The organism is Pseudooceanicola aquaeponti (genome assembly GCF_050897975.1).
GTDB lineage: Bacteria > Pseudomonadota > Alphaproteobacteria > Rhodobacterales > Rhodobacteraceae > Pseudooceanicola.
Window position 1 is genome coordinate 275800 of the sequence record NZ_JBPAXY010000007.1, and the last position, 21117, is coordinate 296916.

A 21117-nucleotide genomic window follows, 5' to 3' on the forward strand; every position below is an offset into this window, starting at 1 on the left:
AGCGCGTCGGAGCTGGCGGCGGTCACTTCTCGGACTTGCTCTTCTTGCCGGTCTCGGCGGGCGTGTCCTCTGCCTTGGCGGCCTGGGCTTTGGCCTCGGCTTCGGCGGCGGCCAGGGCCTCTGCCTCGGCCTCGGTGGCCTCGGTCATCGGTGCGGGCGGGGGCAGGTCACCGGCGACGGCGGGCGGCAGGCCCATCAACATGCGGGTGATGGTGATCAGCTCTTCGCGCATCTTGGTGCGCGGGGTCACGCGGTCCAGCATCCCGTGATCCAGCAGGTATTCGGCGCGCTGGAACCCTTCGGGCAGCTGTTCGCGGATCGTCTGTTCGATCACGCGCGGCCCGGCAAAGCAGATCAGCGCATTGGGTTCGGCGATCTGCACGTCGCCCAGCATCGCGTAGGAGGCGGTAACGCCCCCGGTGGTCGGGTGGGTGAGCACGACGATATAGGGCAGGCCCGCCTCTTTCAGCATCTGCACCGCCACCGTGGTGCGCGGCATCTGCATCAGCGACAGGATCCCTTCCTGCATCCGCGCGCCCCCGGCGGCAGAGAACAGGATCAGCGGGCATTTCTTCAGCACGGCGCGTTCGGCGGCGGCGATGATCGCATTGCCCACATACATCCCCATGGAGCCGCCCATGAAGCTGAAGTCCTGCGCGGCGGCGACGATGGGCGTGCGGCCCATGTCGCCCTCGGCCACCAGCATGGCTTCCTTCTCGGCGGTCTTGCGGCGCGCGTCGCGCATCCGGTCGGGGTATTTCTTCTGGTCGCGGAAATGCAGCGGGTCGGCGACCGGCTCGGGCACGGCGACCTCGGTGAAGATGCCGCCGTCGAACAGGTTGCGGAAGCGGTCGCGCGGCGTGATCCCCATGTGATGCCCGCAGCTGGTGCAGACGTTCAGGTTTTCCTTCAGCTCACGGTGAAACAGCATCGTCCCGCAACTGTCGCACTTGGACCAGAGGTTCTCGGGCACTTCCCGGCGCGAGAAGATCGAGTTGATCCGCGGCCGGACGTAATTGCTGATCCAGTTCATCGTGGCCTCTTTGGGGCGTTTCCGTCGCGCCCTGAAATAAGCGCGCGGGGCGGGGATTGCAATCAGCGCCTGATCGCCAGGCGCGCCGAAAGCCAGGCCAGGGCCAGCACGGCCAGTTCCATCAGCAGGGTCAGGGTCAGGATCGGGCCGCCCTCGCCCATGTCGGGCATCTCGGGCGTGGCGGGAAACAGCAGCAGCGACAAACCGCTGTCCAGCCCGCCGACCTCGCCGAAGAACAGGAAGGCATAGGCGTTGTTGGCCAGGTGCAGCCCGATCGCCGGGCCCAGGCTGCCCGCCCGCGCGGTCAGGTCGGAACAGGCCAGGCCAAAGCAGAAGGCCCAGATCACATATTGCCAGTTGTCCGCCCAGCCCGAGCCCTCGTTCCAGTGGACCGAGGCGAAGATCAGGTTGGGCACTACCATCCAGACCGCGGGATGGGCGAAACGCGCGGCGATCTGCTGTTGCAGATAGCCGCGATACAGCAGCTCTTCCGAGGCGGTCTGCACCAGCAGCGCGCCCAGAGCCAGCGGCAGCATCAGCAGCCAGGTGGCGGCGGGGCGCACCTCTTCGATGGCGGCAAAGTCGCCCCAGGGGGGCATGAACTGCACCACCATGTAAAAGGCCATGGCACCCAGGAAGGCCCGGGTCAGCATCGCCGCGCCCTGGCCGCGCGGCCCGATCAGGCTGCGGGCGGGGCGGTCGTGCAGTTTCTCGACCACAAAGGCGGTGGCCAGGCCCAGAAAGCCGTAGCTGACCAGTTGCAGGGTCAGGCCGGCGGGGCTGGTGCCCTCGAAGACCGCCTGGGCAAGGCGCGGCGCGACCTCTTCCAGCAGGGCGTCGAAGCCCTGGATGGCCAGGGCAAAGATCGCCTCGATCGCCGCCAGCCCTGCCACCAGCCGCCACAGCTCGGGGCGGGTGGTGGCAGGGGCGGCAAAGGCGCCATGGCGGTGATAGGCGCGGGCGGGGTCGAAAAAGGCGCTCATCGCCGCAGGGCCAGTCGCGCCGTCAGCCACAGCACCAGGGTGCTGGCCAGGTCCACCGGCATCAGCGGCAGCAGCGCCGCGTCATCCTGGCGGATCGTCATGTGATAGAGGGCCAGCCCGCCCAGCTCGTCCCCGAAGGACAGGATCAGGATGGCGGTGCAGTTGTTCAGGAAATGCAGCGCCAGGGCCGGGCCCAGGCTGCCCGAGCGCGCGGTCAGGTCGCCCGCCGCCAGGCCAAAGGCCGTGGCCGAGGCGACGAACCACCAGGCATTGCCGCCGCTGCCGGGGTCGAAATGCAGCACGCCGAACAGCAGCGCGGGCAGCAGCAGCCACAGGGCCGGATGATCGAATCGCGCCCGCAACCGGCCCTGCACATAGCCGCGGAACAGGAATTCCTCGGCCGAAATCTGGATCGCCACGGCCAGCAGACCCAGGGGCAGCCAGCTGAGCCAGGCGCCGGTTTGCAAGTGGCGGCGCGGCGCCAGCGCCTCGGGCATCGGCAGGGCCGACAGCACCACCATCACCGGCAGCGCATAAAGCAGGACCCGCCCGCCCTGGCGCAGCAGCGGCGGCAGCGGCCCCGCCAGGGCCGCCAGCCCGCGCCCGTGCAGCATCCGCAGCACCAGTTCCAGCGCCAGCAGCGCGGTGACGAAAGAGGTCAGCATCAGCAGCGTCGCCACCTGGCGCCCGGCGGGCAGCGCCGCGGCAAAGGGGGCCAGGGCGATGAACCACAGGCTGAGCAGCACGGAATAGAGGCTGAGGAAGATCAGGAGGCCCAGCACGCTGCGCCACAGCGCGGGCGGTGTATCCCGCCACAGCGGTGTCGAGTCGGGTCTGGGGTCTGTCATGGGCGCAAGCTAGCGCCGGGCCGGGGGGGCCGCAATCGCCGCAATGACCGGCAGGGAAAGATCGGCCCGGGGCGGGCGCATCGGCGCCCTCTGTGCCTCTTGCGCGCCGCTGCGCCCCGAGTGCGCCCGAGGTTCGCAAGGTCGCATCCCTGCCGGACGGGCTTGTGCGGGGGCGGGCCGTCATTTATCCCCATGCCAGCCACAAGATCGGGGGAGCCGCTTTCCATGACGAAGTTCGACAAGTCCAAACTGCCCAGCCGCCACGTCACGGAAGGTCCGTCGCGCGCGCCGCACCGTTCCTACCTCTATGCCATGGGGCTGAGCGAGGACGAGATCCATCAGCCGCTGGTCGGCGTTGCCACCTGCTGGAACGAAGCCGCCCCCTGTAACATCGCCCTGAACCGTCAGGCCCAGGCGGTGAAGCTGGGCGTGAAGGCCGCCGAAGGCACCCCGCGCGAATTCACCACCATCACCGTCACCGACGGCATGGCCATGGGGCACGAGGGGATGCGCAGCTCGCTCGCCTCGCGCGAAGCCATCGCCGACACGGTCGAGCTGACCATGCGCGGCCACTGCTACGACGCGGTCGTGGGCCTGGCCGGTTGCGACAAGTCGCTGCCGGGCATGATGATGGCCATGGTGCGCCTGAACGTGCCCTCGGTCTTCATCTACGGCGGCTCGATCCTGCCGGGCAAGGCGCCCCAGGTCGACGAGATCCCCGAGGACTTCCGTTCGCGCGATCTGACCGTGCAGGACATGTTCGAGGCCGTGGGCCGTCACCAGAACCACGACCTGTCCGACGCCGCCCTGGCGATGCTGGAACGGGTGGCCTGCCCCTCGGCCGGCGCCTGCGGCGGCCAGTTCACCGCCAACACCATGGCCTGCGTCTCCGAGGCCATCGGCCTGGCGCTGATGAACTCGTCGGGGATGCCCGCCCCCTACGAATCCCGCGATCAATACGGCGAGGCCTCGGGCCGCGCGGTGATGAACCTGATCGAGAAGAACATCCGCGCCCGTGACATCGTGACCAAGGAATCGCTGATCAACGCGGCCCGGGTCGTGGCCTGCACCGGCGGCTCGACCAACGCCGGTCTGCACCTGCCCGCGATTGCCCATGAGGCCGGGATCGACTTCAACCTGTTCGATGTCTGCGACATCTTCCACGACACCCCCTATTTCGTCGACCTGAAGCCGGGCGGCACCTATGTCGCCAAGGATCTGTTCGACGCGGGCGGCATCCCGGTGGTGATGAAAGAGCTGCGCAAGGCCGGTCTGATCTACGAGGATTGCATGACCGCCTCGGGCCGCTCGCTGGGCGAGGAACTGGACCGGATCGACCGCAACGCGGACGGCAAGGTGATCTATGCCATCGACACGCCGATCACCAAGACCGGCGGCGTGGTGGGCCTGAAGGGCAATATCGCCCCCGAAGGTGCCATCGTGAAGGTTGCGGGCATGACCCCCGAACAGCAGGTCTTCACCGGCCCGGCGCGGGTCTTCGAATGCGAAGAGGATGCCTTCGAGGCGGTGCAGGAACGCGCCTACAAGGAAGGCGAAGTGATCGTCATCCGCAACGAGGGCCCCTCGGGCGGCCCTGGTATGCGCGAGATGCTGGCCACCACCGCGGCCCTGTCGGGCCAGGGCATGGGCAAGAAGGTGGCGCTGATCACCGATGGCCGGTTCTCGGGCGCGACGCGCGGCTTCTGCGTGGGTCACGTCGGCCCCGAAGCGGCCCATGGCGGCCCGATTGCCCTGCTGAAGGATGGCGACATGATCACCATCGACGCCATCAAGGGCATCATCGACGTGGATCTGTCCGAAGCCGAGCTGGAGGCCCGCAAGGCCGACTGGGCCGGTCCGAAGGACACGATCTATGCCTCGGGTGCGCTGTGGAAATACGCCCAGCTTGTGGGCTCGACCTACCTGGGCGCGGTGACCCATCCCGGCGGCAAGGCCGAGAAACATGTCTACGCCGATCTGTGACCGGCGGCGGGCCGGGCCAGGGGGATCTGGCCCGGCCCGCGCGCTTTGGCGCGCCGCGCGCCGTCTGCGGCCGGCGGCTCTGCTGCTGCCGCTGATGCTGGGCGCCTGCCTGGAGACCACGGGCAGCCCCTCGGCCGGGTTCCGCCAGGTCGAAGAGGCGGGCGGCGGCAGCGGGTTCTTCTCGTCGATCCGGCGGCCCATCGGGCCGGTGCTGGTCAACGCGGCCACCGCCTCGGGCGACGTGGTGCTGCGCGGCCCCGAGGATTACTGCATCGAAGGGCGCAGCCTGAAGACCCGGGCGCGCGGCGGCTTTGCCCTGATGGCGCGTTGCGACATCCTGTCGGGCGGCGAGATGGGCGACCCGGTGGCCCTGGCGCTGCTGACCGCCACGGTCACCCCCTATGAGGGGGCCGAGCTGCCCGGCGCGGCGCGCCTGGCGGCGGATTTCGTCGATATGCAGGTGCTAGAGGCACTGGATCGCGACGGCGTGCGCCTGCTGCACCTGGGCCAGGGCGGCAATGCGCGGGTGCCCGCCGCCGACCCCCGGCAATGGCGGGCCACCTTCCTGCTGAACGGCTATGCGGTGTCGCTGGCGGCCTATGGGCCGAAGGACAGCGCGGTGGCCGGGGCGGGCGGGCGCTCGCTTCTGCTGGCCATGGCGCGGGCGATCCGCGCCGCCAGCCCCGACCGGCCCGGCGGCACCGACCCGGCGGCGGCGGCCAGCAGCCAGGGCGAGATGGCCCGGGACCTGCCCGCGGGCCTTGGGGCCACGGTCAACGCGCCCGATCCGGGCGCAGCCGCGGCAGAAAGGCCATAGCGGGCGCCCCCTGGGGCCCCGGGACCACCGCAGGCGATTGTTTCCGCGCCGGGCTGGGGTAATCTGCCGCAAAAGGCGTCACGACCCCGGCGACGGGCCAGCCACATGCACGGCCCGCCCCCGAACCGGGCGCGGGCACAGACCAACGGGACGGACCGACAGGACGATGGCAGGACCACGACGCTCATTCCTCGACAAGCTGGTGAACCGATCCGAACTGCGCCGCTGGAGCCGCCGCGCCCGCCAGGTGCAGAAGGCGCCGTTGTCGGAGCTGCGGATGCAGCGCAACCAGGCCCGCGCCCTGCGCGGCGATCTGGATTACCTGATCTACTTTGCCGACAGCCGCCTGGCTCTGCCGACCATCGGTTCGAACGCCTTTCCGCTGCCCCATGGCACCGATTGGGCCTGGCGTCCGCAGCTGTGGCGCGGCCCGCTGGCGCAACATGGGCTGACCGCCGTCGCCTCGGGCGAAAAGCTGGGCGGGGAGGTGACCATGTTCCACGACTGCACCACCTCGGAGCTGACCCTGCGCCAGATCCGCAACCACCGCGAAAGCGACCTGGCGCCCTTCGCCCTGCGCATGGATGTCTTCGGCTTCGACGGCTCGTTCCTGTCGCTGGTGGTCAACCTGCCCGATGCCGCGCTGGAGGGGCTGCGCAAGCGCCATCTGATCCGCCTGGATACCTTGGTGCAGATGGAAAAGCCGCTGGAGATCTTCGCCCGGTTGAACATCAAGCACGGACCCAACACCGAACAGCTGGTCCGCGAACTGCCCCTGCACGAGGCCGACCGCATGGTCGAGTTCGACCTGGCCTATTCCGACATCAACGAAAAGCGGATCGAAAAGGCCTGGATCGACCTGATCTTCGAAGGGCCGCAGATGAACGAGGTCACCCTGCGCGACCTGACCCTGAGCCGCCGTCCGCGCGCCGATCTCTGACCCGATTTAATCCGCTCCGCCCGACCTGACCCGTTTTCGCCTGAGGTACCCCGATGACCAGCCAGACCACCCTGACCAAGACCCGCCTGTTCGCCGGTAAATGGGAAGGCGTGCTGTCGGTGCCCGAAAATGCCCCCGCGCCGCAGATCGAGGTGCGGGTGCATGACGAACGGGTCGACGGTGTCACCGTCACCGAGATGGAGACGCCGGGGCAATGGGCGGTCACCGTGCCCGTGCCGCCCGAGGTCCTGTCGGACGGGGTGCAGGTTTTCCTGATCCGCGACCGGGCCAGTGACAGCCTGCTGAATTCCTTCGTCGTTCTCGCAGGGGAAGAAGTCAGTGACACGGTCCAGGCCGAGATCCTGTTGCTGCGGGCCGAGCTGGATATGCTGAAACGCGCCTTCCGCCGCCATTGTGTCGAGACCGGCGCCGCCTGATCGGCACCCGTCCCGGCGGCGCGACTTCGCGTCAGGGTTGTGGCGCCAGACGCCACCGTCCGTTTCCCGGCCTTCAACGATCCCGTAGAAAACCCCGATATTGTCGGCTGTCTGCCCATTTCCTGCCTTGATCGACGCCAATAAACGTCTCTGACCATCGCGTAACACAGGCAGGATTTATGGATCGGCTGACGGAAATGGAGGCATTCGCCACGGTCGTGGACCAAGGAGGGTTCACGGACGCGGCCAAGAAGATGGGGATTTCCAAATCCGCCGTCTCCAAGCATGTCTCCTCGCTGGAGGCGCGCCTGGGTGCCCGTCTGCTGAACCGCACCACCCGCCGCGTTTCGCCGACCGAGATCGGCCTGGCCTATTACGACCGCGCCCGCCGGGTGCTGAACGATGCGGGCGAGGCCGACGCACTGGTGACCTCGATGCAATCGGCGCCCTCAGGCATCCTGCGGATTTCGGTCGCGACCGATTTCGGGGTGAACCACCTGTCGCCGGTGCTGGGGCAGTTCCTTCAGGAATTCCCCGAGATCACCGTGAACATGGTGCTGAACAACCGCTACGTCGAGCTGATCTCGGAAGGGTTCGACATGGCGATTCGCATCGGCGAGCTGGAAGACAGCTCGCTCAGGGCCCGCAAGCTGACCGAGACGGCCCAACGTATGATCGCCGCCCCGTCCTATTTCGAGAAATACGGCCGGCCCACCAAGATTGACGACCTGAACGAGCACAAGTTGCTGCACTACTCCAGCCAGGCCTCTGGCAATGTGTGGAAACTGACCGCGCCCTCGGGCGAGAAGCGCCAGATCCGCACCGCGGGCTGGCTGTCGGTGAACGATGGCCAATCGCTGCTGAATGCCGCCATCGCGGGCCTCGGCATCGCCTATCTGCCCTCGTTCCTTTATCACGATGCGATGAAACAGGGGCTGGTCGAGGATGCGATCCCCGACCTGCCGACCGAGATGCAGGGCATCTATGCGGTCTATCCGCCGGGCCGTTTCACCCAGCCCAAGGTGCGCGCCTTCATCGACTTCCTGGTCGAGGCCTTTCAGAACAAGGGCCCGCTGGACTGGTAGCACGCCCGCCCGAATCCTCCCCCCGTGTCTCAGTCACGGACTTGACGCCCCGGCCCCTGGCCGGGGCTTTCTTTTGCACGCAGGGCGGGGCGGTCAGGGCAGCAGGATCGCCTCGACCCGGCGATTGGCCTTGCGGCCCGCCTCGGTGGTGTTGCTGGCAATCGGCGCCAGAAAGCCCACGCCGTGGGCCTCGATCCGCCCCGGGGCGATGTCATGGGCCTGGATCAGCCGTTGCCGCACCGCCTCGGCGCGCTGGCGCGACAGGGTGCGGTTGGTGTCCAGGCTGCCCTCGCTGTCGGTATGGCCGACCAGCAGAAGACGCGCCTCGGGATGGGCCGCCAGCACCTGGGCCAGGGCGTCCAGAGAGGCGGCGGGCCCACCTTCCAGCCGCACCGCGCCGGTGGCAAAGCGCAGGTCCGACAGCACCAGGCGCCCGTCGCGTTCCAGCGCGCTGGCAAAGCTGTCGGCCTGGGCCTCGCCCAGGGGGGCGGCGGGCAGGGCGGCCAGCCCCTTGGTGGGCGCCGGATCGACCGGATCGGTCGGGGCGGCACCGGGGGTGCTGTCGGCCTCGACCACTTGGATATAGCCCGCGCTGCTGGAGCGGCTGACCAGCACAAAGACCATCTGCGCGGGGGCCTCGGCGGTGCCGCCCCTGCGCGCGGTCAGGGCGCGGTAGTCGAAAAGGTCGATCATCATCGCGGGCGGGTCGATCACCTCGAGCGCGAAGCGGAAGTCGAAGCCGCCGCAGCGCTGTGCGGCGCAGTTCAGCAGGGTCTCGAACCCCTCGGCCTCCAGCGCCGCGCGCAGGGGGCGCAGCAATTGCAGGCTGGTCACGTCGCCGCCCGGGGTGACCCAGGCGCGGCGGGTGATCGTGCCCTCGACCAGTTGCACCGGCGGCGCGGCCTGGGCCGTGGCGGGGCCGATGGGAAAGGCGTAGCTGTCGGGTGCGCGCAGGCTGGTGGCGGTCTGACGCGCGGCGAAGGGCAGGCTGTCGGGCAGGACCTGGGCCCGAGCGGGGCCGGGCGCCAGAAGGGGCAGGGCGGCCAGCAGGCCAAGCGCCAGGGCAAGGATCCGCCCCGTCCACCCACGCCCCCGTCGCCGCCCCGCCGCCGTCATTCAGCGCGCCTGGCCGTGGTATTCCGGGTTCGGGCGCATGTCGACGGCGCTGGCAATCCGGTTGGTCATGTTGAAGAAGCCGGCCACATTGGCGATGTCCCAGATGTCGCGGTCGCTGAAGCCCAGATCGCGCAGCCCCTGACGGTCGGCCTCGGTGATCCGGGCGCTGGCCTCGGTCACCTGCACGGCGAAGTCCAGCATGGCGCGCTGGCGCGGCGACAGATCGGCCACGCGGTAGTTCATCACCATCATCTCGCCCAGCTCGGGCGTGCCCATCTCGCGCACGGCGGCGCCATGGGCGGTCTGGCAGTAAAAGCAGCTGTTGATCGAACTGACCACCACCGCGATCATCTCGCGTTCCAGCTTCGACAGCCCGCTTTCGCCCAGCATCAGGTCGTTATAGAGGCCGGTGAAGGCTTCCAGTTTCGCGATGTCGAAGGCATGGGCCTTCAGCACATTGGGCACCATCCCCAGCTTGTCCTGGCAGACGTCGAAATATTTCTGCGTCCGTTCGGGCAGCGGGTCCACCATCGGCAGGTCCAGGGCGGTCACTTGGTCGGTCATGGGTTGTTTCTCCTCTCCCTCATGACCCCTGACGGTAATGGTAGGCGCCGACCTGCGCCATGCCGAGAGAGCGGTAAAGAGCGTTTCCGCCGATATTCGCGCGGGTCACCACCACGGCCAGATCCTGGGCGCCCTGCGCCTGGGCCCAGCGGGCGGCGTCGATCATCATCGCCCGGCCCATGCGGCGCCCGCGCACTTCGGGCACGATTTCCAGCGCGTGCAGCATGGCGACGGCCCCGTGCAGCGCCACATAGGCGGTGCCGCCCGGCACGTTGTCATAGCGCCCGATCAGCGAGGTCTTGGGGCCTGCGGCGCGTTCCATCACCGCCAGCCGGGCCGGGCCGATGCCGCCGGCTTCCCAGATCTCGCGCTGGATCGCCAGCGGCTCCCAGGCGGTCAGGCTGACCCGTTCGGGGCTGGCGCCCTTGTCCAGCGCGGTCAGGGTGGCGGCGGGGGCGGCGTAGATCAGCACCGGATCGACCACCGTGTAGCCGCGCGCCTCCAGCGCCGCATCCAGTGCCGCGTCGCCCGGGCGGATCGAGAACAGCGGCCCCTGGCCCATCTCGCGCATCGCCGCCTCGGCGACGTCGATCTGGGCCGCGCTGATCTCGGTCGTCAGGGCCGAGGCCGCCGACACCCGCTTGCCCCCGCCGCCGCCCCGGCGCAGCACGAAGGGATCTGCGCGGCGGATCTCGGCGGGGGGCCAGGTGGCATCGACCACCGCCATCATCTCGTCGGTGCGGTCTTTGCTGGTGGCGGGGACGCTCATCCCGGCGCCGCTCACGGAAAGATCTCCGCAAGTTCCGACATGGCCGCGTCGACGCGGGCGCCCTCGGTGCCGCGGATCACGATATTGGCGCCATAGACCCCGTCGCGCTGGTAGGGATAGCTGCCGATCGACAGATCCGGGTAGCGTTCGGCCAGGGCCGCCAGCGGCCCCGCGATCTCGCCCTCGCCACGCTCGATACGCAGGCTCTGGCTGAGAAGGGGTGTGCCGCCGGTCAGGGTGGGCAGGACGGTGGCCACCATGGCCTCGAAGACCGCAGGCACGCCCGCCATGACGTGGACATTCTCGATGGTGAAACCGGGGGCGATGGAGACGGGGTTGTCGATCAGCCGCGCGCCCGCCGGGATGCGGGCCATGCGCAACCGCGCCTCGTTCACCTCGACCCCGCGCGCCTGCCAATGGGCCACCAGCAGGTCGCGGGCATCGTCGCGCACATCGATGCTGCGCCCGAAGGCCTCGGCCACGCAATCGGCGGTGATGTCGTCATGGGTCGGCCCGATCCCGCCCGAGGTGAAGACGCTGTCATATTTGCCCGACAGATCCCGCACCGCGCCGACGATGGCCGCCTGGTCGTCCGAGACCACGCGCACCTCGACCAGGTCGATCCCCACCTTTGTCAGCTCGCAGGCCAGGTGGTGCATGTTCGCGTCCCGCGTGCGGCCCGACAGGATCTCGTCGCCGATCACGATCATCGCGGCTGTGGGGTTGCCCATGACACCTCTCCTTGTTCTTCTAGGGGTGTCAAAGCTATAGGCCTGCACCATGCGCTTTCAAACCCCCCTTGTGCCCGCGACCCTATTGCGCCGATACAAGCGTTTCCTGGCCGATATCCGGCTGGCCGACGGGCAGGAGGTGACGGCCCATTGCGCCAACCCCGGCTCGATGATGGGGCTGGCAGAGCCGGGAATGCGGGTCTGGGTCGAGCCCAACGACGATCCCAAGAAAAAGCTGAAATACGGCTGGCGGCTGGTGGAACATCCCGGCGGCCATTTCACCGGGGTCGATACCGCCGTGCCCAACCGGGCCCTGCGCGAGGCGCTGCTGGCGGGGGGCGTGCGGGGGCTGGAGGGCTATGCGACGGTGCGCCCGGAACAGAAATACGGCGCAAAAAGCCGCATCGACTTTCTGCTCAGTGACCCGGCGCGGGCCGACTGCTATGTCGAGGTGAAATCGGTGACCCTGTCGCGCCAGCCCGGCCTGGCCGAGTTCCCCGACAGCGTGACCGCGCGTGGGCTGAAGCATTTGCAAGAGCTGTCGCAGATGGCCCAGGCCGGGCACCGCGCGGTAATGCTGTTCCTGGTGCAGCGGACGGACGCGGAGCGCACCGGGTTGGCCGCCGACATCGACCCGGCCTATGCCGCCGGTTTCGCCGCCGCCCGTGCGGCGGGTGTCGAGGCGCTGGCCTTTGGCTGCAACATCTCGCCGCAAGAGATCACCCTGGGCGCGCCCCTGCCCGCGCCGGAGGGCTGAGGGGGGCGCCTGTCGCGTTGATCGCAGCATCCCTGCGGGGGACACCGCCGGGCAGCGCCGCTCTGGCCGGCGTCGCAGCCTCCCCCTCTCTGGCCTTTCCGGGCAAAAGGGATTATTTCTGCCCCCGACGCGCAACAGACCCCCGCGCCGCCCCAAGGGGCAGGGCGCCCGGGACCCGCGCGCCCTATGGGCAAGCTTTCAAGGACGATGGTTTTGGAACAGGAACACAAAGGCCGCATGACGCGCGAAGGTATCCGTATTCACGACCCCTCGGATTTCGAGGGGATGCGCAAGGCCGGCGCGGTGGCGGCCCGCATTCTGGACGATGTGATCCCGCTGATCGAACCCGGCCGGACCACCGCCGAGATCGACAAGTTCATCGAGGGTAAGGTGACCGAATACGGCACCACCTCGGCCACCATCGGCTATCGCGGCTATCAGCACGCCTCCTGCATCTCGATCAACCATGTGGTCTGCCACGGCATCCCCGGGGACAAGAAGCTGAAGGATGGCGATATCCTGAACATCGACGTGACGGTGATCCTGGATGGCTGGTACGGCGACAGCTCGCGGATGTATGTGGCGGGGAAACTGTCGCGCAAGGCCGAGCGGCTGTTGCAAGTGACCCATGACAGCCTGATGATCGGCATCGAGGCGGTGAAGCCCGGCAATACCTTCGGCGACATCGGCCATGCGATCCAGACCTATGTCGAGGCGCACCGCATGTCGGTGGTGCGCGACTTCTGCGGCCACGGGCTGGGCCAGGTGTTCCACGCGCCGCCGAACGTGCTGCACTATGGCCGCCCGGGCACCGGCGCGGTGCTGGAAGAGGGGATGTTCTTCACCATCGAGCCGATGGTGAACCTCGGTCGCCCCGAGACCAAGGTGCTGTCGGACGACTGGACCGCCGTCACCCGCGACAAGTCGCTGTCGGCGCAGTTCGAACATTCCCTGGGGGTCACGGCGGATGGCTGCGAGATCTTCACCCTGTCGCCCGGCGGTCTGTTCCACCCGACCTATCCGAAGGGCTGAGGCCCGGAAGGGGGTTTGCGATGCTGCGGCCTGCCCCCCGGGGCGGGCCGTTTTGCCTTTGGGGGGGAGGGGGCGCTGCCCCCTCTTGAGCCTTCGGCTCAATTCACCCCCGGAGTATTTTGGGCCCAGTGAGAGAGCGGGGCCGTGCGCCTTGGGGCGGCCGGGGTGCCTCTGATGGCAGGGGGCGGCGCGGCCCTCCTATTTTTTGGCCGTAAATATCCCCGCCGGAGGCGTTGCGACGCTCGCCACCGCTCAGGGCTTTTCGAGGAAGGTCATGGCGCTGTCGCCGAAGCGGCGGCGGTCGAGGATGTCCCAGCCCTCGGGCGGGGTGACCTCGGCGCTTTCTTCCCAGACGATCAGGGCGCTGTCGGCGATCCAGCCCTGGGCCAGGGCGCTGGCCAGGGCCGGTTCGCCCAGGGATTTGCCGTAGGGCGGATCGAGGAAGACCAGGGTGGCCGGGGGCTCGGGGCAGGGGGGCAGGCGGGTGGCGCTGGCGCGCAACACGCGGGTGCGGTCCTTCAGGCCCAGCTCGCGGATGTTTTCCGCCAGCAGCCGCCCGGCGACCCGGCCATCGTCGACGAAAGTGGCGCGGGCTGCGCCGCGCGACAGGGCCTCGAGGCCCAGGGCGCCGGTGCCGGCGAAGAGATCCAGCACCTGGGCGCCCTCCAGCGGGTCGCCGAAGCGCCCGCCGGTCAGGATCGAGAACAGGCTTTCGCGCACCCGGTCGGTGGTGGGGCGAAGGTGGGCGCCCGCATCGCCCTTGCCAAGGGCGGCCAGGCGGCGGCCGCGGAACTCTCCGGCGATGATCCTCATGGGCGCAGCAGCTCCTTCAACTCGGTGGCGGGGTCGGCGATGCGCGCGGGGTCGGCGCTGCGGCCCGCCTCGATCAGGCGCTTGCCCACCATATAGCCGCGCGGGTCGTTCATCGCATCCACCGCCAGCAGCCGGTCGCCCGCGTAGTACCAGTGCGAGCGCGCGCCCCGGTCGTCGCGGCGGGTGATGAGCCGGTCGTAGCCGGTGGAGAGGCCCGCGATCTGCAATTTCACGTCGTATTGGTCGGACCAGAACCAGGGATGGGGATCATAGGCACGGGGGGTGCCCAGCATGTTGTCGGCGGCGCATTCGGCCATGTCGATGGCGTTCTGCACGCTTTCCAGCCGCAGCCGATCCGCGCCGCGCGGGAAACTGGCGCAATCGCCCGCCGCCCAGATCCGCGGGTCGGAGGTGCGGCAGTGGGCGTCGCAGGCGATGCCATTGTCGAGCGTCAGCCCCGCCGCTTCGGCCAGGCGGGTTTCGGGCAGGATGCCGGTGCCGGTGATTACCAGGTCCAGGTCCAGATGGGTGCCGTCGCCGAGGATGGCGCCGGTGGCCGTGCCCTCGCCGAGCAGGCGGTCCAGGCCGCAGCCCTCGCGGATCGTCACCCCGTTGGCCTGGTGCAGGGCGCGGAAATAGGCCGAGGTTTCGGGGGCGGCGACGCGGCCCAGGATGCGCGGGGCCTGTTCGATCAGGGTCACCTGAAGGCCCTTCTGGGCGGCCACCGCCGCCGCCTCCAGCCCGATATAGCCGCCGCCGATGATCAGCACCCGCGCGCCGGGGCGCACATGGGGCGCCAGGCGGCGGATGTCGGCCAGGCTGCGCACCGCAAAGACATTGTCCAGATCCCCGCCAAGGGCCACGGGCAGGGGGCGCGGGCGGGCGCCGGTGGTCAGGGCCAGCCGGTCGTAGCGCAGCACCTCACCGTCCGCCAAGGCGATCTCGCGCGCCTCGGGGCGCAGGGCGGTGACGGTGCAATCGCTGCGCAGGGTGATGCCCTGTTCGCCGTACCAGGCCTCGGGGCGCAGGTAGAGGCGCGCCTCTTCCATCTCGCCCAGCAGGAATTTCTTCGACAGGGGCGGGCGTTGGTAGGGCGGCGCGGGCTCGGCGCCCAGCAGGGTGATCTGCCCGTCGAAGCCCCGCGCGCGCAGCCGTGCCACCAGGCTGGCCCCGGCCTGGCCGGCGCCGATCACGGCAAAATGGGTCATCCTTGCCCCTCTCTGCTGGTTGTTGGACGGCCAAGAGCTATATGCTTTCCCCGGGAAAACGCAAACCAACCTGAGGACGGACAGATGACCCTTTCCACCGGCGACAGCCTACCCGATGTCACCCTGCTGACGATGACCGACAAGGGCCCGGCGCCCGTGTCGCTGGCCGACAAGACCAAGGGCCGCAAGATCGTCCTGTTCGGCCTGCCCGGCGCCTTTACCGGCGTCTGCACCACCGCCCATGTGCCCAGCTTCCTGCGCAATGCCGAGGCCTTCGCCGCCAAGGGCGTGGACGAGATCATCTGCCTGTCGGTCAACGACCCCTTCGTGATGGCCGCCTGGGCCGGGGCCACCGGCGCGGGCGAGGCGATCACCTTCCTGGCCGATCCCGAGGCCACGCTGACCAAGGCCATGGGGCTGAACTTCTCGGCGCCGCCCGCTGGTCTGATCGACCGCTGCCAGCGGGTTTCGATGCTGCTGGAAGACGGGGTGGTGACGGTGCTGCACTTGGAAGAAAGCCCCGGCAGCTGCGAGATTTCGGCGGGCGAGACCCTGCTGGCCGAGCTGTAAGAGGCGAGAGGCCCCGGCGGGGCGGCAGTGACGCCCGGCGCCCCGAACGGGCCCCGGGCGCCCGAAGTCCGCAGTCCCGTGCGGCGCTTCTACCCCGTCTGCACCCCGGGCGGCGGGCGGCGGCATGGCCGCCGGCATCCGGTGCAAGGCGTCGCCCCGCTGTCCCGGGGGTCGACGTGGCGTCAATCTAGCCTGTACACAGGTGGCCGGTCAATCTGCGGGTTGACCCGAAGCTCCGGATCCGGCCGGGTCGGCCTGGCCGCCCTGGCCGCCCTGGCCGCCCTGGTCGGGCGCGCCAGAGAGGGCACGGGCGTACAGGAAGGCCAGTTGCGCCTCGCTTTCCACCGCTTCGGCGAAGTGGTCGCGCACCAGGCGCACGGCGGCCTCGGGCGTCATTCCCTGTTCGATCAGCAGCCAGGCGGCCATCAGCCCGCTGCGCCCGGCGCCATACTGACAGCAGACGGCGATCCGCCCGCCGCCGGTCATGATCCGGTGCAGCCTGGACCCCAGATCGGGCCAAAGCGTCAGAAGGTCGGGGCCGGGGGCCTGGTAATCCGTGACCGGCAGGAACAGCCCCTCGATCCCGTGCTCGGCCAGCTGGGCGCGCAGCAGGGCGAAGGCGCCGGGGGGCAGCTCGTCTTCCTCGGGCAGCACCAGGAACAGCTCGACCCGTTCCGCAGCCAGATCGGCAAAGCTTGCGGCCAGGCCCTCGGGGTCGATATAGCCGCTGCCGTCGATCCCCGTTTCCAGCCCCGGAAAGCCCAGCATCAGGCAGGCCCCGCCCCGTGGCATCGGAACGATGGCGCGCAGCGAGGATCCGTCACGGGGCGAGAGGGGCACGGCGATTTCCCTTCATGGAAGAATGGGTCTGGATATTGCACAACTCAAAGGGTTGTATACAGACCGTATTGTGAATGCTATCCCATTTGACGGGGGGGTAAATGTGCCGATTTTCTTGAGTGACCCAGATGATCCGTAAGACGAACGCCGAGATTGCCGCCGAGATCCGCGAACGGATCTGCCTGGACGGTGGGGCGGGTGAGATCCTGCTGCATGAAGGGCAGCTGGCGACGCAGTTTGGCGTGTCGCGCACGCCGATCCGGCAGGTCCTTCAGATGCTGGCCTACGAAAACCTGGTCGAGACCCGCTCGGGCATCGGCACCATCGCCACGCCGCTGGATCCGGCCCGCATGGCCTCGGATTTCCGTGCCTTCGGGGCGATCCTTCACGCCTGCCTGCATTGCCCGGCCGAGCGGGCGCAGGTGCCCGGCAAGGTTCTGGACCGGCTGCGCGACGCGCGTCGTCATCTGGCCCAGTCCCAGGGGGCCGACCCGGCGCTGATCCAGGCGGTTTCCGCCTATCTGGAAGCGATGCTCGGGATGCTGGACGACCATATCCTGACCACGGCGCTGCGCTCGGCCTACTGGCGGCAGGTGCGCTGGACCCTGCACCCGTCCCAGGACCGGCTGGAGCGGCGCTTTGACATCTTCGCGGTGCAGCTGGACGACTGTATCGCCCTGGCCGAGGCGGGCGATCCCGCCGCCCTTCTGGCCCGCATGACCGACCTGCCCGAGGATGTCGCGGTTCAAGCTGCCCCGCGCTGAACCTGCCGCCCCGATCCGCTGTCCGCGTCTCTGACCCGGGCCCGCAGACATGCAAAAGGGGGCCGCCTGGCCCCCTTTCGATTTCTTGGCACTTTGCGCGCGCTTAGCTGTCCTTCTCGGCCTCCAGCGCCGGTTGCAGCAGGGTGCGCGTGGGGAAGGGGATGTCGACGCCGCCCTCGTCCAGCGCCTCTTTCACCTTGCGCTTCATATCCGCCTGGAAGGGGAAGAAATCGCCGCTGTCACACCAGACACGCACCAGGAAATCGACGCTGAAATCGCCCAGGTTGTTGACCTGGATGAAGGGCTCGGGCGTCTTGTGGGCGCGCGGGTCGGACAGGATGGTGTCGCGGATGATCTGTTCGGCATCCTTCAGGTTGGCTCCATAGCCGACGCCAAAGGTCCATTCGGCGCGGCGGGTCGGGTAAACCGAGTAGTTGACGATCGTGTTTCCCCAGACCTCGCTGTTGGGAATGATGATCTGGGTGTTGGACAGGCTCGCCAGTTCGGTGAAGTTCAGGCTGATGTTCTTCACCGTGCCCATCTGGCCGTTCACCTCGACGAAATCGCCGTTCTTGATCGGGCGGAAGAAGATGATCATCACGCCCGCCGCTACGTTCGACAGGGTGCCCTGCAGGGCCAGGCCGATGGCCAGACCGGCGGCACCGATGACGGCCACCACGCTGGTGGTCTGCACCCCGAAGGTGTTCAGCACGAAAAGGAAGCTGAAGGCGATGATCGCATAGCGCAGGATCGAGCCCAGGAAGTCGAACAGGGTTTCGTCCAGCTGTTCGTAGCGGTCCGAGATATGGGTGATGCGCCGCTTGGCCCAGCCCGCGATGGTGAAGCCCAGGAACAGGATGAGCAGCGCGGCCAGCACGTTGCCCGCCAGCCCGGCCAGAACGTCCAGCGTCAGCAGGTCGCCCAGGGTCTTGCCGTTCCAGATCTCGGTTTGCAGCAGGCTGTCGAGGCTATTCATTACGGAGTCTTCATTCATTGGCTGATCTGGTCCATCTTTCGGGCAAGTTTCGCGTCGGCGGCGGTAATGCCGCCCATGTCGTGGGTGGTCAACCGCACGGTGACGGTCCTGTAACTATTGCTCCAGTCAGGGTGATGGTTCCATTTCTCGGCCCAGAGCGCGGCCCGGGTCATGAAGGCGAAGGCCTCGGTGAAATCGGCGAAGGTGAAGGTTTTGACCAGCACGTCGCCGTCGCGGTCCACCTCCCAGCCGGTGTCGAACAGGGGCCCCAGCAGGGCAGCCCTTACGGAATCGTCCAGAATTTCAGTCACTCCTGTTCCTCCTGTCGGTCGCGGCGGAAGGGGCCATAGGCGGTCAGCACCTCGATATCCTCGTCCACCGCGCGGGCCTCGGCCTCCAGGTACTGGGCGATGGCGCGGGCAAAGCCCGGATCGCCCACCCAATGGACCGAGTGGGTCAGCGCGGGCATATAGCCGCGCGCCAGCTTGTGTTCGCCCTGGGCGCCGGCCTCGACCCGGGCCAGACCCCGGTTGATGGCGGCGTCGATGGCCTGATAGTAGCACAGTTCGAAATGCAGGCAGGGGTGATGCTCGATGGCGCCCCAGTAGCGACCGAACAGCGCCTCGCGCCCGATGAAGTTCAGCGCCCCCGCCACCGGCACCCCGTCGCGCACCGCCAGCACCAGCAGCACGTCGTCGCGCATCCTCTCCTGCAGCAGGTCGAAGAAGGCGCGGGTCAGATAGGGGGTGCCCCATTTGCGCGCCCCGGTGTCCTGGTAGAAGGCCCAGAAGGCGTCCCAGTGGTCTGGGCGCAGGGCCTCGCCGGTGAGGGCCAGGATCTCGCCGCCGAAGGCCTGAGCCTGGGCGCGTTCCTTGCGGATGTTCTTGCGCTTGCGCGAGCTGAGGCTGGCCAGGAAATCGTCGAAGCTGCCGTAGCCGTCGTTCAGCCAGTGGAACTGCTGACTGGTGCGGTGCATCAGCCCCATGGCCTTGGCCGCCAGCGCCTCGGCTTCGGTGCAGAAGGTGGCGTGCAGGCTGGACAGCTGATTGTCGGCGGCGATCTGCACCGCGCCCTGCACCAGCGCCCCCATGCCCGCCGCCTCGTGCTCCGGTTTCACCAGGAAGCGGCGGCCGGTGGCGGGGGTGAAGGGCACGGCGATCTGAAGCTTGGGGTAATAGCGCCCGCCCGCCTGCTCATAGGCATGGGCCCAGTTGAAATCGAAGATGTATTCGCCCTGGCTGTGGGATTTCGCATAAAGCGGTGCCACGGCGATCAATTCGCCCTCCTGGCGGGCCAGCAGGTAATGCGGCTCCCACCCGGTGCCGGGGCCGACCGACCCGCTGTCTTCAAGCGATTTCAGGAACCGCCAGGTGGTGAAGGGATCGGCGGGTGGGCCGCCGTCCGCCGCTTCGGGGCAGGCGCAGCCGTCCCACTCAGCCTCGGAAATGGCGCCAAGGCTGTTGAGGGTGCTGATCTCGATCTCTGCCGCGGCGCCGGGGGCGGCGTCGGCATCGGTCGGGCTGGGGGGGAGGTCGGGGCGTTCCATTTGGCGATAATCTGGCGCGCCCCGGCCTGGGTTCAAGCGGGAAGTGCCGCCGGGTAGTGCTCGAAGGTCACATTGTCGGCATGCCGCCGCGCCTCTGCCTCCTCCTCCGCCGTGCGGATGGTCCAGCAAAAGACCGGCAGGCCGCGCGCCCGCAGGGCCTGCACGCTGTCGCGGGTCAGGTCCTTCCACTCATGGCTGACAAAGCTCGACCCGGTGGGTTCGACCGCGCCAAGCGCCTGCATATAGGCCTTCTCCTCGGCCGAGAGATGGGCGAAATGCTCGCCCTCGTAGGCACAGGTGGTCAGGCCGCGGGGCCAGGCGGGGGCCAGCTCGGCCATACGGCCGACCATGCGCGGGTTGAAGGACATGAAGGCCAGCGGGCCCTCGTATCCCTCGACCAGCTGGGCGGCGCGGGCCTCCAGCGTGCCGGGGGCATGGGCGGCGCGCCCGTCCTGGTCCTTCAGCTCGACCAGCAGGGGCACCTGGCCCGCCACCTGCGCCAGCACCTCGGCGAAGGTCGGGATCCCGGCCTTGCCGCCCGACAGCGGGATGGCCGCCAGGGCGGCGGCGCTTCGGGCGTCGACATCGCCCGCCTCGCCGGTCACCCGGTCCAGCGTGTAGTCGTGAAAGACCATCGCCTCGCCGTCCGACGACAGCTGTAGGTCGATCTCGATCCCATAGCCCGCCGCGATGGCCGCCGCGATCGCCTCGCGGCTGTTCTCGGGGCGGCCCTGGGCCAGGTCGTGATAGGCCCGGTGGGCGATCGGCAGGCGGCAGAAGTCCTGGGGCAGGGCGGTCATGTCAACTCACTCGATCTCGAAGATGCCTTCGATCTCGACCGCGACGCCGAAGGGCAGCGATGCGGCAGAGACGGCAGAACGGGCATGGCGGCCAGCCTCGCCCAGCACCTCGACCAGGAAGTCGGAGGCGCCGTTGACGACCTTGGGCTGGTCGCCGAAATCGAGCGTCGAGTTGACGAAGCCGGTCAGTTTCACCGCGCGCTTCAGCTTGGTGAAATCGCCCCCGCAGGCGGCCTTCACCTGGGCCAGCAGGCCGATGGCGCAAAGCTTGGCGGCGGCGGCGCCAGCTTCGACATCCATGTCGTCGCCCAGCTTGCCTTTCACCAGGCCGTCAGCATCCATGCTGACCTGGCCCGAGATATGCAGCAGGTTGCCGACCTTCACGAAGGGCACGTAGTTGGCGGCGGGGGCGGCGGCGTCGGGCAGGGTCACGCCCAGTTCCGTCAGGCGGGTTTCGATCGCGTTGGACATGGGGAACTCCTTTTCCTCCGGTCAGGCTGTCGCG

General features: G+C 68.6%; 24 protein-coding genes. 9 read left to right on the forward strand and 15 right to left on the reverse strand.

The genetic code is table 11. From position 1 onward, the window contains the following. Positions 1–22: 22 nt before the first annotated feature. The 3 genes from accD to ACRARE_RS18540 form a co-directional block, all read right to left on the reverse strand. Complete coding sequence (accD, locus tag ACRARE_RS18530; RefSeq protein WP_432657950.1) at positions 23–1033, reverse strand: acetyl-CoA carboxylase, carboxyltransferase subunit beta; 1011 nt, start codon at positions 1031–1033, stop codon at positions 23–25. 62 nt (positions 1034–1095) lie between these two features. Beyond that, entirely contained in the window at positions 1096–2016 is a 921-nt protein-coding gene (locus ACRARE_RS18535; RefSeq protein WP_432657951.1) for a CPBP family intramembrane glutamic endopeptidase, read from the reverse strand. Next, a complete protein-coding gene (locus ACRARE_RS18540) occupies positions 2013–2864 on the reverse strand; it encodes a CPBP family intramembrane glutamic endopeptidase (protein ID WP_432657952.1) in 852 nt (283 codons plus the stop codon). The genes ACRARE_RS18535 and ACRARE_RS18540 overlap by 4 nt, the downstream gene beginning before the upstream one ends. A 225-nt stretch (positions 2865–3089) precedes the next feature. On the opposite strand from ACRARE_RS18540, the gene ilvD reads away from it, so the two are divergent. From ilvD to ACRARE_RS18565, 5 genes are all read left to right on the forward strand, one after another. Beyond that, the gene (ilvD, locus tag ACRARE_RS18545) at positions 3090–4847 is read left to right on the forward strand and encodes a dihydroxy-acid dehydratase (RefSeq protein ID WP_432657953.1); all 1758 of its coding nucleotides are present in this window, start codon (positions 3090–3092) and stop codon (positions 4845–4847) included. After that, the gene (locus tag ACRARE_RS18550; RefSeq protein ID WP_432657954.1) at positions 4828–5664 is read left to right on the forward strand and encodes a hypothetical protein; all 837 of its coding nucleotides are present in this window, start codon (positions 4828–4830) and stop codon (positions 5662–5664) included. Before ilvD ends, ACRARE_RS18550 begins: the two co-directional genes overlap by 20 nt. A gap of 166 nt (positions 5665–5830) precedes the next feature. Continuing rightward, a complete protein-coding gene (locus ACRARE_RS18555; protein ID WP_432657955.1) occupies positions 5831–6604 on the forward strand; it encodes a DUF6478 family protein in 774 nt (257 codons plus the stop codon). Between the two features lie 53 nt (positions 6605–6657). Beyond that, the gene (locus tag ACRARE_RS18560) at positions 6658–7041 is read left to right on the forward strand and encodes a hypothetical protein (RefSeq protein WP_432657956.1); all 384 of its coding nucleotides are present in this window, start codon (positions 6658–6660) and stop codon (positions 7039–7041) included. 179 nt (positions 7042–7220) lie between these two features. Then, on the forward strand, positions 7221–8126 hold the full coding sequence (locus ACRARE_RS18565) for a LysR family transcriptional regulator (RefSeq protein WP_432657957.1): 906 nt from the start codon (positions 7221–7223) through the stop codon (positions 8124–8126). A 93-nt stretch (positions 8127–8219) separates the two neighbouring features. Here the strand turns inward: ACRARE_RS18565 and ACRARE_RS18570 are convergent, their stop codons facing one another. Genes ACRARE_RS18570 through ACRARE_RS18585 form a run of 4 tightly spaced genes read right to left on the reverse strand, consistent with a single transcriptional unit; the run spans position 8220 to position 11306 of the window. Beyond that, entirely contained in the window at positions 8220–9242 is a 1023-nt protein-coding gene (locus ACRARE_RS18570; RefSeq protein WP_432657958.1) for an OmpA family protein, read from the reverse strand. Next, on the reverse strand, positions 9243–9806 hold the full coding sequence (locus ACRARE_RS18575) for a peroxidase-related enzyme (protein WP_432657959.1): 564 nt from the start codon (positions 9804–9806) through the stop codon (positions 9243–9245). It abuts the gene before it with no gap. 19 nt (positions 9807–9825) lie between these two features. Next, a complete protein-coding gene (locus ACRARE_RS18580; protein WP_432657960.1) occupies positions 9826–10590 on the reverse strand; it encodes a GNAT family N-acetyltransferase in 765 nt (254 codons plus the stop codon). Then, positions 10587–11306: a competence/damage-inducible protein A gene (locus tag ACRARE_RS18585; protein WP_432657961.1), complete on the reverse strand. Its 720-nt coding sequence runs from the start codon at positions 11304–11306 to the stop codon at positions 10587–10589. The genes ACRARE_RS18580 and ACRARE_RS18585 overlap by 4 nt, the downstream gene beginning before the upstream one ends. Before the next feature lie 49 nt (positions 11307–11355). On the opposite strand from ACRARE_RS18585, the gene sfsA reads away from it, so the two are divergent. Further along, entirely contained in the window at positions 11356–12063 is a 708-nt protein-coding gene (sfsA, locus tag ACRARE_RS18590; protein ID WP_432657962.1) for a DNA/RNA nuclease SfsA, read from the forward strand. 237 nt (positions 12064–12300) lie between these two features. Next, positions 12301–13095, forward strand: a complete 795-nt coding sequence (gene map, locus ACRARE_RS18595; protein ID WP_432657963.1) for a type I methionyl aminopeptidase — start codon at positions 12301–12303, stop codon at positions 13093–13095. 252 nt (positions 13096–13347) lie between these two features. Here the strand turns inward: map and rsmD are convergent, their stop codons facing one another. Together rsmD and ACRARE_RS18605 are read right to left on the reverse strand one after the other, a co-directional pair. Next, the gene (rsmD, locus tag ACRARE_RS18600) at positions 13348–13908 is read right to left on the reverse strand and encodes a 16S rRNA (guanine(966)-N(2))-methyltransferase RsmD (RefSeq protein WP_432657964.1); all 561 of its coding nucleotides are present in this window, start codon (positions 13906–13908) and stop codon (positions 13348–13350) included. Next, positions 13905–15116, reverse strand: coding sequence for an NAD(P)/FAD-dependent oxidoreductase (locus ACRARE_RS18605; protein WP_432657965.1), 1212 nt, complete (start codon positions 15114–15116; stop codon positions 13905–13907). The genes rsmD and ACRARE_RS18605 overlap by 4 nt, the downstream gene beginning before the upstream one ends. 84 nt (positions 15117–15200) lie before the next feature. Here ACRARE_RS18605 and ACRARE_RS18610 point away from each other — a divergent pair, with 84 nt between their 5' ends. Further along, positions 15201–15686, forward strand: a complete 486-nt coding sequence (locus ACRARE_RS18610) for a peroxiredoxin (protein WP_432657966.1) — start codon at positions 15201–15203, stop codon at positions 15684–15686. A 210-nt stretch (positions 15687–15896) separates the two neighbouring features. On the opposite strand, the gene ACRARE_RS18615 is transcribed toward ACRARE_RS18610, so the two are convergent. Beyond that, on the reverse strand, positions 15897–16526 hold the full coding sequence (locus ACRARE_RS18615) for a protein-tyrosine phosphatase family protein (protein WP_432657967.1): 630 nt from the start codon (positions 16524–16526) through the stop codon (positions 15897–15899). A 128-nt stretch (positions 16527–16654) separates the two neighbouring features. Here ACRARE_RS18615 and ACRARE_RS18620 point away from each other — a divergent pair, with 128 nt between their 5' ends. Next, positions 16655–17290: a GntR family transcriptional regulator gene (locus tag ACRARE_RS18620; RefSeq protein ID WP_432657968.1), complete on the forward strand. Its 636-nt coding sequence runs from the start codon at positions 16655–16657 to the stop codon at positions 17288–17290. Positions 17291–17393: 103 nt separating this feature from the next. On the opposite strand, the gene ACRARE_RS18625 is transcribed toward ACRARE_RS18620, so the two are convergent. From ACRARE_RS18625 to ACRARE_RS18645, 5 genes are read right to left on the reverse strand one after another with little or no spacing between them, the layout of a single operon-like run. Further along, a complete protein-coding gene (locus ACRARE_RS18625; RefSeq protein WP_432657969.1) occupies positions 17394–18266 on the reverse strand; it encodes a mechanosensitive ion channel family protein in 873 nt (290 codons plus the stop codon). A gap of 14 nt (positions 18267–18280) precedes the next feature. After that, positions 18281–18577 (reverse strand): 4a-hydroxytetrahydrobiopterin dehydratase, encoded by a 297-nt coding sequence (locus ACRARE_RS18630; protein ID WP_432657970.1) that lies wholly within the window; start codon positions 18575–18577, stop codon positions 18281–18283. After that, positions 18574–19812 (reverse strand): GNAT family N-acetyltransferase, encoded by a 1239-nt coding sequence (locus ACRARE_RS18635; RefSeq protein WP_432657971.1) that lies wholly within the window; start codon positions 19810–19812, stop codon positions 18574–18576. The genes ACRARE_RS18630 and ACRARE_RS18635 overlap by 4 nt, the downstream gene beginning before the upstream one ends. Before the next feature lie 32 nt (positions 19813–19844). After that, entirely contained in the window at positions 19845–20612 is a 768-nt protein-coding gene (locus ACRARE_RS18640; RefSeq protein ID WP_432657972.1) for a glycerophosphodiester phosphodiesterase family protein, read from the reverse strand. Between the two features lie 6 nt (positions 20613–20618). After that, positions 20619–21083, reverse strand: coding sequence for a RidA family protein (locus ACRARE_RS18645; RefSeq protein ID WP_432657973.1), 465 nt, complete (start codon positions 21081–21083; stop codon positions 20619–20621). Positions 21084–21117: the final 34 nt, after the last annotated feature.

Excerpts from the sequence above, each read along its gene's own strand:
- ACRARE_RS18585 (WP_432657961.1), bottom strand. The coding sequence starts at position 11,306 with ATGGGCAACCCCACAGCCGCGATGATCGTGATCGGCGACGAGATCCTG.
- ACRARE_RS18640 (WP_432657972.1), bottom strand. The coding sequence starts at position 20,612 with ATGACCGCCCTGCCCCAGGACTTCTGCCGCCTGCCGATCGCCCACCGG.
- ACRARE_RS18620 (WP_432657968.1), top strand. The coding sequence starts at position 16,655 with ATGATCCGTAAGACGAACGCCGAGATTGCCGCCGAGATCCGCGAACGG.
- ACRARE_RS18550 (WP_432657954.1), top strand. The coding sequence starts at position 4,828 with ATGTCTACGCCGATCTGTGACCGGCGGCGGGCCGGGCCAGGGGGATCT.
- ACRARE_RS18625 (WP_432657969.1), bottom strand. The coding sequence starts at position 18,266 with ATGAATAGCCTCGACAGCCTGCTGCAAACCGAGATCTGGAACGGCAAG.
- ACRARE_RS18560 (WP_432657956.1), top strand. The coding sequence starts at position 6,658 with ATGACCAGCCAGACCACCCTGACCAAGACCCGCCTGTTCGCCGGTAAA.
- ACRARE_RS18575 (WP_432657959.1), bottom strand. The coding sequence starts at position 9,806 with ATGACCGACCAAGTGACCGCCCTGGACCTGCCGATGGTGGACCCGCTG.
- ACRARE_RS18610 (WP_432657966.1), top strand. The coding sequence starts at position 15,201 with ATGACCCTTTCCACCGGCGACAGCCTACCCGATGTCACCCTGCTGACG.
- ACRARE_RS18605 (WP_432657965.1), bottom strand. The coding sequence starts at position 15,116 with ATGACCCATTTTGCCGTGATCGGCGCCGGCCAGGCCGGGGCCAGCCTG.
- ACRARE_RS18555 (WP_432657955.1), top strand. The coding sequence starts at position 5,831 with ATGGCAGGACCACGACGCTCATTCCTCGACAAGCTGGTGAACCGATCC.
- ACRARE_RS18535 (WP_432657951.1), bottom strand. The coding sequence starts at position 2,016 with ATGAGCGCCTTTTTCGACCCCGCCCGCGCCTATCACCGCCATGGCGCC.
- map (WP_432657963.1), top strand. The coding sequence starts at position 12,301 with ATGACGCGCGAAGGTATCCGTATTCACGACCCCTCGGATTTCGAGGGG.
- rsmD (WP_432657964.1), bottom strand. The coding sequence starts at position 13,908 with ATGAGGATCATCGCCGGAGAGTTCCGCGGCCGCCGCCTGGCCGCCCTT.
- ACRARE_RS18570 (WP_432657958.1), bottom strand. The coding sequence starts at position 9,242 with ATGACGGCGGCGGGGCGGCGACGGGGGCGTGGGTGGACGGGGCGGATC.
- ACRARE_RS18540 (WP_432657952.1), bottom strand. The coding sequence starts at position 2,864 with ATGACAGACCCCAGACCCGACTCGACACCGCTGTGGCGGGATACACCG.
- accD (WP_432657950.1), bottom strand. The coding sequence starts at position 1,033 with ATGAACTGGATCAGCAATTACGTCCGGCCGCGGATCAACTCGATCTTC.
- ilvD (WP_432657953.1), top strand. The coding sequence starts at position 3,090 with ATGACGAAGTTCGACAAGTCCAAACTGCCCAGCCGCCACGTCACGGAA.
- sfsA (WP_432657962.1), top strand. The coding sequence starts at position 11,356 with ATGCGCTTTCAAACCCCCCTTGTGCCCGCGACCCTATTGCGCCGATAC.
- ACRARE_RS18565 (WP_432657957.1), top strand. The coding sequence starts at position 7,221 with ATGGATCGGCTGACGGAAATGGAGGCATTCGCCACGGTCGTGGACCAA.
- ACRARE_RS18645 (WP_432657973.1), bottom strand. The coding sequence starts at position 21,083 with ATGTCCAACGCGATCGAAACCCGCCTGACGGAACTGGGCGTGACCCTG.
- ACRARE_RS18635 (WP_432657971.1), bottom strand. The coding sequence starts at position 19,812 with ATGGAACGCCCCGACCTCCCCCCCAGCCCGACCGATGCCGACGCCGCC.